This window comes from Neobacillus kokaensis (assembly GCF_014656545.1).
GTDB lineage: Bacteria > Bacillota > Bacilli > Bacillales > Cytobacillaceae > Neobacillus > Neobacillus kokaensis.
Window position 1 is genome coordinate 307,601 of record NZ_BNDS01000003.1, and the last position, 14,853, is coordinate 322,453.

Here is a 14,853-nt window from a genome sequence, read left to right on the forward strand (position 1 = left end):
AAGGAGGTAAGGCCTACATGTACCCGTATTATCGAAGTTCCTATCCAGTTGCTGACCAAAGGTTTTTTGGCCCTTGGGGCTGGCCATTATTGGCAGTTGGCGGGCTTGGCTTTTTAGGCGGATTAATCGGTGGTGGGATCGGAGGCGCATGGGGGGCTTCCGCTGCGCTTCGCCCCCCATTCGGCTATGGCTATCCGGGCATAGGCTATCCAGGCATAGGCTATCCGGGCATAGGTTATCCAGGATATTATTAATTGATGAAAAAACAGCTGCGGCTGTTTTTTTTATATTAAAAGAGGAAAATGGTGAGGGAAAAAAGAATACATGTAAATAAGATTACATACAAGATGGAGGAAAGAAAAATGATAGAAAACACCTTAATTGCAACGTTAGGAATGGAGATAACCCATTTAGGAGAGGGAAAGGTTATTGCTACAATGCCAGTTGATGAGAGAACCCGCCAGCCATTTGGCATTTTGCACGGAGGTGCGTCTGTTGCTTTGGCTGAAACAGTTGCGAGCCTAGGTGCCTACGAATTAGTCGATAAAGAAACAGAAGCAGTAGCAGGACTTGAAATAAACGCCAACCATGTACGTCCGAAAGCCGATGGAGTTGTTACTGCAGTGGGAACGGTGCTGCATCGCGGCAAAACAACAATGGTGTGGGACATCAAAATTTCCGATGAACAAGAACGTCTGGTATGCGTATCTAGGTGTACAATGGCCATTATTAAAAAGAACAAATGATCTTAAATCTGGATGGGGAACTCCCCATCCATTTTTCATTTTATTGTAGAAAAATTTAAAAAATTTACGGCAAAATCTGTTATAATGAAAGATATAAAAATAGAAAAAAAGCACAGTTTTTTGTACAGGTTTCTCAATATAATGTAATAAGAATCTATTTTTGAAAGGTGGTGAATTTGATGAGAGCGAAGCGGCAGTATTTGTTTATTGATTTCGAATTTTCCATGCCGGAACGGAATGTTCGCGTGAAAGATTTTTTTGCGGAAATTATTGAGGTTGGTATTGTCGCCGTGGTAGATGACCAGATTGTTGAGCAATTCTCTTCTTATGTGACCCCTCTTAAATTCCCAAAATTATCCGAACGTTGTAAGTCATTCTTACATATTACACAACAGCAAGTGGACTCGGGGTTATCATTTTATGATTTTATCCGTAAGCTAGAGGAGTTTAATAAAAGTAATCTAGAAACGACAATTGTTACGTGGGGAAATATGGATATGAAGGTACTGCGGCATAATTGCTTGAAGGCGGGGGTTAAGTTTCCGTTCCAGGCTGCTGAATTGGACCTTTCTATGGAATATAAGCGTTTCTTTGGCGACCAAAACCAAACAGGTCTTTGGAAAGCGGTTCAAGAATATGGCAAGGAAGGGACAGGCAGGCATCACCGAGCACTTGATGATGCATTGACTACCTACAATATATTCAAGCTCGTTGAAAAGGATAAACGTTATTTAGAAAAACCGAAACCAACGACGATTGGGGATCGGGTTGACTTTTCAAAATTATTAAATGAATTTGCTTAAATGGCCAAATCAATTAATCCGATTTGGCCATTACTAATTAGGCTTTAAAATAATCTTTTTCTAAGGATCGAAACATTTGCAGACTCTTCTCAGACCATTCCGAAAAATTCCCCTCTAGTTCCAGTTTTGCTTTATTCACCGCTTCTTTTAATGAATCCAAATAGTTAGGGACTTCCCCTTCAAAAGGTTTAACCATTTGTTTAGGTATATTAGTCTGTTCTCTAAATGCAAGCGCGCGACGCTCATGGAAAATTAACACATCAACATCTTTCGGACTATGCAAATCCCCCTGCATCGGATGTTTTAATACGGCAAGCACTCTGACCAAATAATGCTGCGGGCGAACATCCGTGATTTCTCCAATATATTTTCCTGTCTTATAAATTCCTGTGACAATTGAACCAATTTGTAATCCCTCCATCAAAAACACTCCCAAATAAATAGTTTATTACTTCCATTTTAATATGAAAACGTTAAAATGAAAAACATAGTGTAATAAAGTGAAAATTGGAGGAAAGATAAATGAGGAAGAGCTTTTTAAATCTATTCACTCTTTTAGTCGTTATTGCTGTACTGGCAGCATGCGGGACAAGCAATCAAACAAAATCGGAAAAGGATAAAAGTCCTGCACCCAAAACTGAACAAAAGGAAGGAGAGCAAAAAGTGGCAAATTCTGTTTATCCTCAGCTGTCAAATGATGTAGCTGAAAAAGAAAGACTGGTCGAAATGGAAACATCAATGGGCAATATTAAAATTAAGTTATTTCCTGAGTACGCTCCAAAAACGGTGGAAAACTTTGTAAAGCATAGTGAGGAAGGCTATTATAATGGATTGATTTTTCACCGAGTGATCAAAGATTTTATGATTCAAGGCGGGGACCCTAATGGTAATGGAACCGGCGGTACGAGTATTTGGGGAACTCCGTTTAAGGATGAGTTTACGCCAAATCTGTTTAATATTAGAGGTGCCTTATCGATGGCGAATTCTGGTGCCAACACGAATGGAAGTCAGTTCTTTATTGTGCAAAGCAGCAGACTTGATCCTTCTATGAAGGAACAGATGGAAAAAGCGGGTTATACACAGGAAATGATTGAGGCATATGATAAAAATGGAGGCACGCCTTGGCTTGACCATCGTCATACTGTTTTTGGACAAGTAATTGAAGGAATGGATATTGTTGATAAGATTGCAGATACGCCAGTGGATGATAAGGACAAGCCGAAAAAGGATGTTGTCATTCAAAAAATAAAAGTATTAAAATAACTGGTTTGTTTCTTGGAATGAAATACTTTTTACTGATATAATTAATCTCTGAATAGGTCCTTTAAAGGAAAGGAAGTAAAAAGATGTTTCATCCATTAGTGTTGTCATTGTTTTTATATTTTCCTGAAGATAAATCAGAATATATCCCAGCTTCCATTAGTTTCGTAATTTTTTTAATTGGTGCCTTTATTACCATGAGAATAATTTTAAAACATTCTAAAAAGGAAGCTGAGAAAGCGAAGAAATTAGAAGAGCAAATTTTAAATAACAAGGCGTCTGATAAGAACAGCTAACTTTCTGCTGTTCTTATTTTTTTTGCTTTCTTCCAATATTAAATATCGTTTAAGTGAACAGGATTTTGCCTATACTAATGACAAATTGTCGATTTTGGGGGTTGTACTTTTGAAAAAAATATGGGGTATTATTCCACTTCTGCTTTTGTCAGGCTGCATGGAAAAGGAGATTACGAAAGCAAATGTAAACATGTATAATGCAGCCGGGGACTCGCTTGGAACGATTAAGCTGCAGGAGCAATCAAGTGGTGTGAAAATGGCTGTAAATTTAAAGGGGCTGCCTCCTGGTGAACATGCGATACATATTCATGACAAAGGAAAATGTAAGGCACCGGATTTTAAATCGGCGGGTGATCACTTTAATCCGGAAAACAAGGAACATGGTCTCCTTCATCCAAAAGGTGCGCATGCTGGTGATTTGCCAAACTTGATTGTTGAGGACGATGGGTCTGTAAATGCTGAATTGATGGCACCAAATGTATCATTAAAAGATGGTAAAAAATCGTTATTCACGAAAGTAGGAACGTCAATTGTCATTCATCAAGGGAAGGATGACGGTATGACTCAACCGGCAGGAGATTCCGGAAAGCGGATTGCTTGTGGGGAAATCTCCAACGATAAAAAGAAACCAGGTCAAAAGGAAGCGCAGAATGATTAGAAAAGTGAAAGCGCCTGTCAGCGAACTAAACTAACTAGAGCAATACACTGAAAAAGCGAATGTTTTAAATATAAGGGTTCTTCCGTTGTGAAGTGCCCTTTTTTCTTTTTTTAGGTAGGAACCTAAGCTTATCCGAAAATTTGTACATACACTACCATGAGATTGAATAGGAGGGGTTTACATGGAAAAAAGACAATATGGCGGTTACCCAGGACAATTTCTTCCCCAAATGGGTTATCCACAAATGGGCTATCCACACATGGGGGGGTACCATGGTTATCCAATGAGCGGATTTCCGCAGCAAATGGGAGGTTTTCCACATTATCCGCAAACAGCTGGCGGCTACCAGCAGTATCCACACATGGGGGGCTACCATGGCTATCCGCAAATGATGGGTGGATTTCCACAAGGATATCAGCCGCAAATGATGCCTCAAAACGTTGGCCAACGAAGCAAGAATAAGAAATAATCTAAATCTATCCTTTGTGAGGAAGAAAAACCTGTTACTATGTGAACAGGTTTTTTCCATGCTCAAAACTTGATTTATTCCCATTTTTTATTAACAATAAGTTTAGTATTTATCCAGATAGGAGAACTTGTGATGAACAATAAATTATTTTATATAGACCCATACATAAGAGAATTTACAGCAGCCGTATCGAAACAAGCAAAAGATGAGCAAGGAGGCTGGTATGTCGTTTTAACCCAAACCGCCTTTTATCCAACTGGCGGTGGGCAGCCTTTCGATACTGGAAAAATCGGCAGACATAATGTAATAAATGTGGAAGCAATAGATGGAGAAATTCGTCATTACATTGAGGAACCACTGGCGGATATTGAAGCTGAAATAGAGTGTAGGATTAATTGGGAAAGCCGCTTCGATCATATGCAGCAGCACACAGGACAGCATATTTTATCAGCAGCGTTTGAGCAATTATTTGATTATAAAACAGTTGGTTTTCATTTAGGAAATGATGTGGTTACGATTGATTTGGCGACAGAAACATTAACAGATGAAGAGGCGGCAAAAGCAGAGGAACTGGCAAATCAAATTATTATTGAAAACAGGCCTATTGAGGTAAAATGGGTAACGGAAGAAGAGCTGTCCGACTATCCGCTGAGAAAAGAGACGAAGGTAAAGGAAAATATCCGCTTGGTTATTATCCCTGATTTTGATTATAACGGCTGCGGCGGGACACATCCACAAGCAACTGGAGAAGTATGTGCCATAAAAATATTGGCTTGGGAGAAACAAAAGAAGAATGTCCGGCTTCAATTTGTTTGCGGCAATCGGGTGATCGAACAATTAGGGCAAAAACAAAAAGTATTACTCGCTTTAACAAAGCTTCTTAATGCACCGGAAACTGACATGGTGCAGGCAGTTACCCGTCTATTAGAAAACGGCAAATCGCTGGAGAAGTCATTGGAGTCATCCCGTGACCAACTCCTGCAACATGAAGCAAAGGAACTGTTAACAAATTGTGTAAAGACGGACCGAATGATTAGCAAAGTCTTCTACAACCGATCGATACAGGAACTGCAAAAGTTGGCCCGCTCCATTGTGATGGCGGATGACCATGCTTTAGTATTGGTTGCGGCTGAAAATGAAAATCGGCTTCAGTTAGTTTGTGCGAGAGGAAGCGAACGAACGGAGAATATGAAAGACCTTATTAGCAATGCCTTATCCTTGATAAATGGTAAAGGCGGAGGGAATGCTTCATTTGCACAGGGCGGCGGAGAATTGCGTATATCTGGTGAGCAAGTCATTGAACACCTGTTTACTCTGCTAAGAAAAGATCCTTTACATAAGTCTTGAAAAAGCTAAGCAATTTGCAGGATGAACACCTTTATAAGGTAAATAATAATATTAAAGATTTAACACCAGAGAGGATGTATCAGATGAATAAACAACAAATTGGTGTGGTTGGTGTTGGGGTTATGGGGAAAAGCCTTGCATTAAATTTTGAAAACAAGGGATTTTCAGTTTCCATATATGACCTTTCAGAAGAAAAGGTAAATGAAATTCTAGAACAAAATGTCGGTAAAAATATAGTGGGTACCGCAAATATTGAAACCTTCATTCAATCGCTCGAGAAACCAAGAAAAATTTTATTAATGGTAAACGCGGGAGTGATTACTGACAAAGCTATTGCATCGCTGCTCCCCTTTTTAGAACAAGGCGATATTCTCATCGATGGGGGAAATACTTTTTATCAAGATACTATCCGTAGAAATAAAGAGCTGGCAGAACAGGGTATTCTTTTCATCGGAGCAGGTGTATCCGGAGGAGAAGAAGGTGCCCTTAAAGGTCCGGCAATTATGCCAAGCGGGCAAAAAGAGGCGTATGAGGCAGTTGAACCGCTTTTAACAGCCATTTCAGCGAAGGTAGCAGGTGAGCCGTGCTGTACATATATTGGACCAAATGGAGCAGGCCATTATGTGAAAATGGTACATAACGGAATTGAATACGGGGACATACAGCTAATTTGTGAAGCTTACCATTTAATGAAGTCGATGCTGGGATTATCCGCTAAGGAACTTCATGATGTCTTTAAGGAATGGAATCAAGGGGAACTCAATAGCTATTTAATTGAAATTACCGCTGATATTTTTACCAAAATAGATGAGGAGACCGGAAAGCCATTAGTAGATGTGATTCTTGACCGTGCAGGGCAAAAAGGAACTGGAAAATGGACCAGCCAAAATGCCCTTGATATTGGAGTTCCATTAACCATGATTACCGAATCCGTTTTCTCACGCTTTTTGTCAGCGATGAAAGAGGAGCGCGTGAAGGCGAGCAAGGTATTAAAGGGACCGTCTAAGAGTAAATTTATTGGGAATAAAACTGAATTTATCGAGCTAGTCCGAAAAACGCTTTATTTTAGTAAAATTATTTCCTATGCTCAAGGTTTTTCACAATATAAAATCGCTTCTGGCGAATATGGCTGGGATTTAAAGCTCGGAGAAATTGCGAAAATTTTCCGCGGCGGCTGTATTATCAGAGCAGCATTTTTGAATAATATAACGGAAGCCTATAACCGCTATCCTGATTTAGATAATCTGCTGCTGGATTCGTATTTTCAATCAATTACAGCGGATTACCAGGATGCGGCTCGTGAAGTAGTGGCTATTGCGGTCAAGGCGGGAATTCCTGTCCCAAGTATTTCAAGTGCTCTTGCGTATTATGACAGCTATCGTACTGAGGTTCTTCCTGCTAATCTGCTCCAAGCACAGCGGGATTATTTTGGTGCACACACCTACGAGCGCACCGACAAACAAGGAATCTTCCATACAGATTGGCTGGAAAAATAACAGCTAGATTCCAGACGTGATTTCCCGTCTGGCTTTTTATTGAATGGGTACTACTGTATAATTGAGTAATAATGTAGGGGGTGCTAACGTGGGTTTTTTGGATGGATTGATGGGAAATGCTTCAGAAGTAAATGTAACAGAAATTCAAAAGGATTTTGCTAAAATTTTAGCTCCAAGCGAAAGAATTGAACGGGGTTATAAACTGATTCGAGATTTATTTATCTTTACGAATAAACGCTTGATTTTAGTAGATAAGCAGGGTGTAACCGGTAAAAAGGTGGAGTACCATTCGATACCGTATAAAAGTATTACCCATTTCAGTATTGAAACAGCAGGAAGTTTTGATTTGGATGCTGAATTGAAAATTTGGATATCTGGCAATGCACAGCCGCTGCAAAAACAATTTAACAAAAACCTAAATATTTATGAGCTGCAAAGCGTGTTGGCAGAATATGTTCTGAAATAATAATCTTTAAGGGTTTGACCTCACAATCAAACGATATTTATGAAAAAAATAGTGGGGTCAGCCCATTTTATTAATTAAATGCTTTTTTTTAAAATGTAATAATAGAGGTTACGAAAATGAGAAAAGAAGTACACACAAACTTAAAGTTTTATGATTTATTAACAGAATGGAACCCATTTCAATTGAAGAATGAAAGTTACGAAACAGAAATTGCCGATGTGATTCAGGCTGTTCATATGTATGACCACCCATTAAACTTGGCCAAGAAAATTCAAAGTGTTTATGAGTTTTCTTTCGAAAAGATAATCCCGCTGGAAAGCTGTCTGGAAATAGCAGTCGCATTATTAAAAGTAAAGAATCAAGCTTCCTGCTCTCTTTAATTTCCAAAAAAAGTGGACAAACCAATAGGTTGTCCACTAAAAAAGGGGGGAATACTAGAAAGCTTATGTCATCATATTGGCCAAATTTACCCTGTCATATACATAAAAAAAGAAAAAAGCGGTTAAATTGGCCGCTTTTTCAATTAATATTTTGCTGTTTCGTTGTTTTTTAGCTTATCTAGAAGATCGGATGCTGCGATATCAAGAACAGTAGACAACTTTAAAATCGTTTGCGTACTAGGAATTTGTTCTCCAGTCTCATAATTTTCAATTGTTTGCGTACCTACTCTAACCTTCTGAGCTAATTCCTCTTGTGTCATTTTCCGCATTTCACGAGCCATTTTGATTGTTTTACCAATTGTATTCATACTGTTCACCTCTCATTGAAATAATATTTCTCATTATAAGTTTATCATGATTTTAAATTTTTTTCTTATTCTTAATTGAAAATTATGTTACGATTTTCTGACATTGTCAATTTTTTGCTAAAACTAGCATTCTTTGTCCATGTTAGTTTTTGATTTCCAGGCCTTTTTTGTGATATAATTTTATACTGCGTATATAGGTGTGTAAATAATTATCAAATTAGGAGTGTTTTCATGACTGGAAATATTGAAACTGGCAGTATCATAACGGGTAAGGTAACAGGAATTCAGCCATATGGAGCATTTGTTGCAATAGACGAAAATACACAAGGACTTGTCCATATTTCTGAAATTACACATGGTTATGTAAAGGATATTCACGAACACCTGAAAGTGGGCGATGAGATTAAGGTGAAGGTGCTTTCTGTTGATGAGGAAGCTGGAAAAATCGGCCTATCCATTAAGGCAACAGAGGAGTCTCCTGCTCAAGCGGTCCGTGCGAAAAAGCCGCGCAGACGTCAGGCTGCGGCGATTATTCCTGAAGGAGAAGGACAACAAGGCTTTAACACGCTAAAAGATAAGCTGCAAGAATGGATTGACCAATCCCAAGGTGAGGATTTAATTAAAAAATAATTTGTGCAGGAAAAAAGCCTATGATTCTGTTTTGAATGGAATCATAGGCTTTTTTGTAATTTACGGGAACAAACCATTGTTAAAATTTTGCTAACATTCTTTTCCTGCTCTAAGGCTACAATAGTAATATATGGACTTTTAGGAGGCGAGGAATAAGAGTGAATACGAATATAAATTCGCAAAAAATCATTGAACAAACGGAGAAATATGGCGCCAAAAACTATCATCCGCTGCCAATCGTTGTTTCCAGAGCAGAAGGGGTATGGATTGAAGATCCGGAAGGCAATAAATACATGGATATGCTTAGCGCCTATTCCGCTGTAAACCAAGGCCACCGCCATCCAAAAATTATTCAAGCGTTAAAGGACCAGGCCGACAGGGTTACCTTGACATCACGCGCATTCCATAATGATCAGCTTGGTCCTTGGTACGAAAAAATTTGTCATTTAACTAACAAAGACATGGCGCTTCCGATGAATACAGGAGCTGAGGCAGTTGAAACGGCCTTTAAGGCTGCGCGCCGCTGGGGCTATGATGTAAAGGGAATTCCCAATAATCAAGCGGAGATTATCGGCTGTATCGGGAATTTCCATGGCAGAACCATGACAGCTGTTTCATTATCATCGGAAGAAGAATATAAACGCGGATTTGGTCCGATGCTGCCAGGAATAAAGCTTGTGCCATATGGGGATTTAGAAGCATTGAAACAAGCGATTACGCCAAACACTGCAGCTTTTTTAGTTGAACCAATTCAAGGGGAAGCAGGAATTGTGATACCGCCTAAAGGATATATCAAAGCAGCATATGATTTGTGTAGGGAACATAATGTTTTATTTATCGCCGATGAAATCCAGGCCGGGTTAGCACGGACGGGTAAAATGTTTGCCTGCGAGTGGGAAGGCATTGAACCGGATATGTATGTACTTGGCAAGGCGCTTGGAGGCGGAGTATTTCCAATTTCCTGTGTCGCAGCAAACAAAGACATTCTTGGTGTTTTTAACCCTGGCTCACATGGTTCCACTTTTGGAGGGAATCCAATGGCATGTGCAGTTTCTATTGCTGCACTGGATGTGTTAATTGATGAGAATTTAGCTCAAAAATCGTTAGAACTAGGGGAGTATTTTATCAATAAATTAAAGCAAATCAGCAACCCTGTTATTAAAGAAGTTCGCGGTCGGGGGTTGTTTATTGGTGTGGAGCTAAACGAAGAAGCACGGATGTATTGTGAACAGTTAAAAGCAGAGGGACTGTTATGCAAGGAAACACATGATACGGTTATCCGCTTTGCCCCTCCGCTTGTGATTACTAAAGAAGAATTGGATTGGGCGATAGAGAGAATAAGCAAAGTTCTAGGAACATAAGTGTTGAAATACCGAGTTACAAGATAACCGGGAATAATTCTCTCCCGGTTTTCTCTATTACGTTTTATTCACCTCAGATTCGACTATATACTCCTCCCCTTGCTTAAAGAATAAACCAAGATTCACCAGGCCAGCTGCTCCAATTAAGCCATAAATAATTTTGGCAAGTTCATCATTTCGGCCGCCAAATATACTTGAGATAAGATCAATCTGGAAATTAGCAAGTAATCCCCAATTAATGGCGCCGATTATAGTCAGCATCAGGGCGATGCGTTGAATAGAATTCACCAGAGCCTTCCCCCTTTATAAAATTTTATGTTTAGGATTAGACGATGGTAAGGAATCTATTCAAACGGCAAACTAGTTTTTTGCAAAAAATCTCATATTACATAATAATGATAATGAATTGGAGGGAGTAATTTGCAAAACTTTACATTTTATAATCCGACAAAATTAATTTTTGGAAAAGGAGAGCTTGAACAATTAAAAACAGAGGTACCGAATTATGGGAAAAAGGTGCTGCTCGTTTATGGCGGCGGCAGCATAAAGCGGACGGGCCTCTACGAAAAAGTAACGGGCTTGCTTCAGGAAATCGGTGCAGAGGTATATGAACTTCCCGGCGTTGAACCGAACCCAAGAATTTCAACGGCTAGAAAAGGGGTTGAAATTTGTAAACGGGAAGGAATTGAGTTCTTACTCGCAGTTGGCGGGGGAAGCGTGATTGACTGTACTAAGCTGATAGCTGCTGGAGCCAAATATGACGGCGACCCATGGGATTTAGTCATTAAAAAAGCATTTGCCGCCGAAGCACTGCCATTTGGTACAGTTTTAACGATTGCGGCTACCGGATCAGAAATGAATTCCGGCTCTGTTATTACAAATTGGGAAACAAACGAAAAATACGGCTGGGGTAGTCCGGTTGTTTTTCCGAGATTCTCTATACTAGATCCGGTAAATACCTATACTGTGCCAAAGGACCAAACTATTTATGGCATTGTAGATATGATGTCGCATGTCCTTGAACATTATTTTCACCTTGAAGAAAACACTGATTATCAGGATCGCATGTGTGAGTCGTTACTTATCACCATTATGGAAACTGCGCCAAAGTTACTTCAGGATTTGGAAAACTATGATTACCGCGCAACAATTCTTTATGCGGGTACAATGGCATTAAACGGTACTTTAAATATGGGATACCGCGGCGACTGGGCTACTCATAACCTAGAGCATGCCGTGTCTGCCGTGTATGATATTCCGCATGGAGGCGGGCTTGCGATTCTCTTCCCGCACTGGATGGAGCATAATCTAAAGGTTAAGCCTGAGCGCTTTAAGCAGCTGGCAGTGAGGGTGTTTGGAATTGACCCAGAAGGTAAAAGCGATGAACAAACAGGTCTAGAGGGAATTCGTAAATTACGGGAGTTTTGGACCAGCATCGGTGCACCAGAACGTTTAGCAGATTATGATATTAATGACAGCCAAATCGACCTTATGGCAGACCGGGCAATGGCCAACGGAGAATTCGGCAACTTTACAAAATTGAACCGTGAGCATGTGTTAGCCATTTATAAAGCCTCGTTATAAAAATGGAGCGCAAGGTGTCACCATGAGAAGTTTCCTCATGGTGATAGCTAATAAAATTGGCCGCGCTTACATAATGAAGGTTTCTTGATAATCTATCTGGCATAGGTTAAAGTGATTATTGAAAATAAAATATTGGAGGATCAGGGATGACACATGTTCGTTTTGATTACTCAAAAGCACTAGCATTCTTTGGTGAACATGAGCTTACTTACTTACAAGATGCAGTAAAAGTTGCTCATCATTCATTACATGAAAAGACTGGGGCTGGCAGCGACTTTTTAGGCTGGATTAACCTCCCAACCGATTATGACAAGGAAGAATTTTCGCGGATTCAAAAAGCAGCTGAAAAAATAAAGGCTGATTCTGATGTCCTTCTTGTTATTGGGATTGGAGGCTCTTATCTTGGAGCAAGAGCTGCTCTTGAAATGCTGAACCATAGTTTCTATAATGCCTTGCCGAAAGAAAAACGCAAATCACCGCAAATTATTTTCGTCGGAAACAACATAAGTTCTACATATATAAGAGACGTAATCGACCTTCTAGAAAGTAAAGATTTTTCTATTAATGTTATTTCTAAATCAGGTACTACGACAGAACCAGCGATTGCCTTCCGAATTTTCCGCAAACTGTTAGAAGAAAAATATGGTGTAGAGGAAGCTCACAAACGAATTTTTGCTACAACCGATCAAGCTAGAGGTGCGTTAAAAACATTAGCTAATGAAGAAGGGTACGAAACCTTCGTCATACCTGATGATGTTGGCGGCCGCTATTCAGTTTTAACAGCAGTAGGTTTGCTTCCAATTGCAGCGAGCGGTGCAGATATTGAAAAAATGATGGAGGGCGCTGCCAAGGCTCAAGAAGAATTCAGCCAATCGGAACTTCAAGAAAATCAAGCATATCAGTATGCAGCTGTTCGAAACATTTTATATAACAAAGGTAAAACAATTGAAATGCTTATCAATTATGAGCCAGGCCTGCAATATTTCTCAGAATGGTGGAAGCAATTGTTCGGTGAAAGTGAAGGGAAGGACCAAAAGGGAATTTATCCTTCCTCTGCAAACTTCTCCACTGATTTACATTCGCTGGGACAATATGTCCAAGAGGGACGTAGAGACCTTTTTGAAACCATCGTCAAGGTAGAAAATCCTCGTTATGAATTAACCATTGAAGAAATGGATAATGACTTAGATGGATTAAATTACTTAGCTGGAAAAACAGTTGATTTTGTAAATAATAAGGCATTTGAAGGGACCATGCTGGCTCATACTGATGGCAGCGTACCTAACTTAATCGTTACAATTCCAGCGATGGATGAATATACATTCGGCTACCTTGTTTATTTCTTTGAAAAAGCATGTGCTATGAGCGGTTACCTGCTAGGGGTTAACCCATTTGACCAGCCTGGTGTGGAGGCTTATAAAGTTAACATGTTTGCCTTATTAGGCAAGCCAGGTTTCGAAGAAAAGAAGGCTGAACTTGAGAAACGTTTGAAATAATAATAAACGGGTACTTTTTTTGAAGGGTATCTTATATTTTAACAAAGGAGTTTGAATAAATATGGCAGAAAAACAATTTACGGTTATTGATGAAACTGGAATCCATGCAAGACCTGCAACATTATTGGTACAAACAGCAGGTAGATTTAATTCAGAAATTAATATGGAATACAAAGGAAAAGCAGTGAATTTAAAATCGATTATGGGTGTAATGTCACTCGGAATCCCTAAGGGTGCAGAAATTAAGATTACTGCTGAAGGCAGCGATGCGGACGAAGCCATTAAAGCACTTGAAGAAACACTAGTAAATCAAGGCTTGGCAAATTAAAAAAAGGGTGTTGCCATGTGAATTTTTCACATGGCAACACCCTTTTTGCATCTTATTTAATAACAATGAGTTCATCATGATTTTCTAGTTTATATGAATGTGGAGGATTAAGAATGGTTTCCTCACCTCTTTTTATTCCGATGAGGAGTTTATCTTTTTGTTGAAACTCGAAAAACAATTCAGCTAACCCTTTTTTTAAATCTGCTTCACTTATAGAAATAGCAGCAAGCCTGCTCTCTTCAAACTGTTGAATAACAGTAGATAAAAGCCCATCCCCGTTCGAGTGAAGGCTGTTCATCATAAACACGCTTGTTAATTTATTTGATTGAATCACTTCATCTGCTCCTGCCCTGCAGGCATTAATAACTTGCTCGGCAGTTAGTATTTCCACAATACATTTTACATTTGGACAAAGTCCTTTAATTGTAAGCAGTGTAAGGATACTATTCATATCCGCTTGGAGCTCATTATTTCCTCGGTCTGCTGTTATCAAAACCTTCTCCGCATTGGCAATATCACTCTTCATCATTGTGTCATCAACATGGGGCTTTCCTTGGACAAAATGAACAAATTTGGATTTCACCGGGTTCGATTCCAACGTTTCGTCAACTAACACAATCATTTGTGGTTTGCTGCGATAAATCAGCTTCGACACTAACTCCCGTGAACGCTCATTCCAGCCGACGATCACAATATGTCCATTTCCTTTAAAAGGCAGCTTCCCTTCTAGATAGGCATCCTGTTTAGTAACAGCGGCTGCTGCCAAAGTTCCAAAATAGGATGAGACAATACCTGCCCCTAATAGTATTAAGATTAATGCCGTCAGCCTGCCCCAAAAGGAATGAGGGACATAATCCCCGTAACCAACAGTGGAGGCCGTAATAATCGCCCACCAGATTCCGTCAAAAATAGTGGGAAACGTAGCCGGCTCTAAAAAATGTATGGAAACTCCAAAGGATAAAAAGACAATAATCGCCATAAAAAGGATACGAAGTAACAGCGGCATTCGCCAAAATCGGATATATACTCTGTTTGTCAATTCCCTTCACCTCTTTCCGGTATACTTTTTATTGTTTACCAAAAGAGGATTCTCATGAAAAGCATGTTGTTATTTTCATAAAGTCATCAATGAAGAATAATTTAATGCCAATTAGCAAAGTTTATA

The 14,853-nt window shown here is 39.4% G+C and carries 20 protein-coding genes; 16 read left to right on the forward strand and 4 right to left on the reverse strand.

What is annotated here, in order from left to right; all coding sequences use genetic code 11:
* Positions 1-17: 17 nt before the first annotated feature.
* The 3 genes from IE222_RS06005 (at position 18) to kapD (ending at position 1,549) form a co-directional block, all read left to right on the forward strand.
* Positions 18-254 carry a hypothetical protein gene (locus tag IE222_RS06005; protein ID WP_191270709.1) on the forward strand — a complete coding sequence of 79 codons (237 nt, stop codon included), beginning with the start codon at positions 18-20 and terminating at the stop codon, positions 252-254.
* Positions 255-362: 108 nt separating this feature from the next.
* Positions 363-746, forward strand: coding sequence for a hotdog fold thioesterase (locus tag IE222_RS06010; protein WP_191270711.1), 384 nt, complete (start codon positions 363-365; stop codon positions 744-746).
* Between the two features lie 179 nt (positions 747-925).
* Complete coding sequence (kapD, locus tag IE222_RS06015) at positions 926-1,549, forward strand: 3'-5' exonuclease KapD (RefSeq protein ID WP_191270712.1); 624 nt, start codon at positions 926-928, stop codon at positions 1,547-1,549.
* 37 nt (positions 1,550-1,586) lie between these two features.
* Here the strand turns inward: kapD and kapB are convergent, their stop codons facing one another.
* Positions 1,587-1,970, reverse strand: coding sequence for a kinase-associated lipoprotein KapB (kapB, locus tag IE222_RS06020; protein ID WP_191270714.1), 384 nt, complete (start codon positions 1,968-1,970; stop codon positions 1,587-1,589).
* Positions 1,971-2,275: 305 nt separating this feature from the next.
* On the opposite strand from kapB, the gene IE222_RS06025 reads away from it, so the two are divergent.
* The 8 genes from IE222_RS06025 (at position 2,276) to IE222_RS06060 (ending at position 7,921) form a co-directional block, all read left to right on the forward strand.
* Positions 2,276-2,812 carry a peptidylprolyl isomerase gene (locus tag IE222_RS06025; RefSeq protein WP_370465014.1) on the forward strand — a complete coding sequence of 179 codons (537 nt, stop codon included), beginning with the start codon at positions 2,276-2,278 and terminating at the stop codon, positions 2,810-2,812.
* 83 nt (positions 2,813-2,895) lie between these two features.
* Positions 2,896-3,105, forward strand: coding sequence for a hypothetical protein (locus IE222_RS06030; RefSeq protein WP_191270717.1), 210 nt, complete (start codon positions 2,896-2,898; stop codon positions 3,103-3,105).
* Positions 3,106-3,214: 109 nt separating this feature from the next.
* Positions 3,215-3,763 carry a superoxide dismutase family protein gene (locus IE222_RS06035; protein WP_370465012.1) on the forward strand — a complete coding sequence of 183 codons (549 nt, stop codon included), beginning with the start codon at positions 3,215-3,217 and terminating at the stop codon, positions 3,761-3,763.
* A 181-nt stretch (positions 3,764-3,944) separates the two neighbouring features.
* Complete coding sequence (locus IE222_RS06040) at positions 3,945-4,232, forward strand: hypothetical protein (RefSeq protein ID WP_191270719.1); 288 nt, start codon at positions 3,945-3,947, stop codon at positions 4,230-4,232.
* 132 nt (positions 4,233-4,364) lie between these two features.
* Positions 4,365-5,579, forward strand: a complete 1,215-nt coding sequence (locus IE222_RS06045) for an alanyl-tRNA editing protein (RefSeq protein WP_191270721.1) — start codon at positions 4,365-4,367, stop codon at positions 5,577-5,579.
* 83 nt (positions 5,580-5,662) lie between these two features.
* Positions 5,663-7,075, forward strand: coding sequence for an NADP-dependent phosphogluconate dehydrogenase (gnd, locus tag IE222_RS06050; protein WP_191270723.1), 1,413 nt, complete (start codon positions 5,663-5,665; stop codon positions 7,073-7,075).
* An 88-nt stretch (positions 7,076-7,163) separates the two neighbouring features.
* Positions 7,164-7,541: a PH domain-containing protein gene (locus tag IE222_RS06055; protein ID WP_191270725.1), complete on the forward strand. Its 378-nt coding sequence runs from the start codon at positions 7,164-7,166 to the stop codon at positions 7,539-7,541.
* A gap of 116 nt (positions 7,542-7,657) precedes the next feature.
* Positions 7,658-7,921: a DUF1871 family protein gene (locus IE222_RS06060; RefSeq protein ID WP_191270727.1), complete on the forward strand. Its 264-nt coding sequence runs from the start codon at positions 7,658-7,660 to the stop codon at positions 7,919-7,921.
* A 143-nt stretch (positions 7,922-8,064) separates the two neighbouring features.
* On the opposite strand, the gene IE222_RS06065 is transcribed toward IE222_RS06060, so the two are convergent.
* Positions 8,065-8,289: a helix-turn-helix transcriptional regulator gene (locus IE222_RS06065; protein ID WP_191270729.1), complete on the reverse strand. Its 225-nt coding sequence runs from the start codon at positions 8,287-8,289 to the stop codon at positions 8,065-8,067.
* A gap of 231 nt (positions 8,290-8,520) precedes the next feature.
* Between IE222_RS06065 and yugI the strand changes: the two genes are divergently transcribed.
* Positions 8,521-8,919 carry a S1 domain-containing post-transcriptional regulator GSP13 gene (gene yugI / locus IE222_RS06070; protein WP_191270731.1) on the forward strand — a complete coding sequence of 133 codons (399 nt, stop codon included), beginning with the start codon at positions 8,521-8,523 and terminating at the stop codon, positions 8,917-8,919.
* A 158-nt stretch (positions 8,920-9,077) separates the two neighbouring features.
* A complete protein-coding gene (locus tag IE222_RS06075; protein WP_191270733.1) occupies positions 9,078-10,280 on the forward strand; it encodes an ornithine--oxo-acid transaminase in 1,203 nt (400 codons plus the stop codon).
* A gap of 57 nt (positions 10,281-10,337) precedes the next feature.
* Here IE222_RS06075 and IE222_RS06080 read toward each other — a convergent pair whose 3' ends face one another.
* Entirely contained in the window at positions 10,338-10,568 is a 231-nt protein-coding gene (locus IE222_RS06080; protein ID WP_191270734.1) for a DUF378 domain-containing protein, read from the reverse strand.
* Positions 10,569-10,700: 132 nt separating this feature from the next.
* Between IE222_RS06080 and IE222_RS06085 the strand changes: the two genes are divergently transcribed.
* From IE222_RS06085 to IE222_RS06095, 3 genes are all read left to right on the forward strand, one after another.
* Positions 10,701-11,864: an iron-containing alcohol dehydrogenase gene (locus IE222_RS06085; protein ID WP_191270736.1), complete on the forward strand. Its 1,164-nt coding sequence runs from the start codon at positions 10,701-10,703 to the stop codon at positions 11,862-11,864.
* A gap of 146 nt (positions 11,865-12,010) precedes the next feature.
* The gene (locus IE222_RS06090; protein ID WP_191270738.1) at positions 12,011-13,360 is read left to right on the forward strand and encodes a glucose-6-phosphate isomerase; all 1,350 of its coding nucleotides are present in this window, start codon (positions 12,011-12,013) and stop codon (positions 13,358-13,360) included.
* A gap of 61 nt (positions 13,361-13,421) precedes the next feature.
* Positions 13,422-13,688 carry a phosphocarrier protein HPr gene (locus IE222_RS06095; protein ID WP_191270740.1) on the forward strand — a complete coding sequence of 89 codons (267 nt, stop codon included), beginning with the start codon at positions 13,422-13,424 and terminating at the stop codon, positions 13,686-13,688.
* A gap of 52 nt (positions 13,689-13,740) precedes the next feature.
* Here the strand turns inward: IE222_RS06095 and IE222_RS06100 are convergent, their stop codons facing one another.
* Positions 13,741-14,727 carry a potassium channel family protein gene (locus tag IE222_RS06100; protein ID WP_191270742.1) on the reverse strand — a complete coding sequence of 329 codons (987 nt, stop codon included), beginning with the start codon at positions 14,725-14,727 and terminating at the stop codon, positions 13,741-13,743.
* Between the last annotated feature and the right edge of the window lie 126 nt (positions 14,728-14,853).

Coding starts and splice junctions, on each gene's coding strand:
- IE222_RS06005 (WP_191270709.1), top strand. CDS start 18: ATGTACCCGTATTATCGAAGTTCCTATCCAGTTGCTGACCAAAGGTTT.
- IE222_RS06010 (WP_191270711.1), top strand. CDS start 363: ATGATAGAAAACACCTTAATTGCAACGTTAGGAATGGAGATAACCCAT.
- kapD (WP_191270712.1), top strand. CDS start 926: ATGAGAGCGAAGCGGCAGTATTTGTTTATTGATTTCGAATTTTCCATG.
- kapB (WP_191270714.1), bottom strand. CDS start 1,970: ATGGAGGGATTACAAATTGGTTCAATTGTCACAGGAATTTATAAGACA.
- IE222_RS06025 (WP_370465014.1), top strand. CDS start 2,276: ATGGAAACATCAATGGGCAATATTAAAATTAAGTTATTTCCTGAGTAC.
- IE222_RS06030 (WP_191270717.1), top strand. CDS start 2,896: ATGTTTCATCCATTAGTGTTGTCATTGTTTTTATATTTTCCTGAAGAT.
- IE222_RS06040 (WP_191270719.1), top strand. CDS start 3,945: ATGGAAAAAAGACAATATGGCGGTTACCCAGGACAATTTCTTCCCCAA.
- IE222_RS06045 (WP_191270721.1), top strand. CDS start 4,365: ATGAACAATAAATTATTTTATATAGACCCATACATAAGAGAATTTACA.
- gnd (WP_191270723.1), top strand. CDS start 5,663: ATGAATAAACAACAAATTGGTGTGGTTGGTGTTGGGGTTATGGGGAAA.
- IE222_RS06060 (WP_191270727.1), top strand. CDS start 7,658: ATGAGAAAAGAAGTACACACAAACTTAAAGTTTTATGATTTATTAACA.
- IE222_RS06065 (WP_191270729.1), bottom strand. CDS start 8,289: ATGAATACAATTGGTAAAACAATCAAAATGGCTCGTGAAATGCGGAAA.
- yugI (WP_191270731.1), top strand. CDS start 8,521: ATGACTGGAAATATTGAAACTGGCAGTATCATAACGGGTAAGGTAACA.
- IE222_RS06090 (WP_191270738.1), top strand. CDS start 12,011: ATGACACATGTTCGTTTTGATTACTCAAAAGCACTAGCATTCTTTGGT.
- IE222_RS06095 (WP_191270740.1), top strand. CDS start 13,422: ATGGCAGAAAAACAATTTACGGTTATTGATGAAACTGGAATCCATGCA.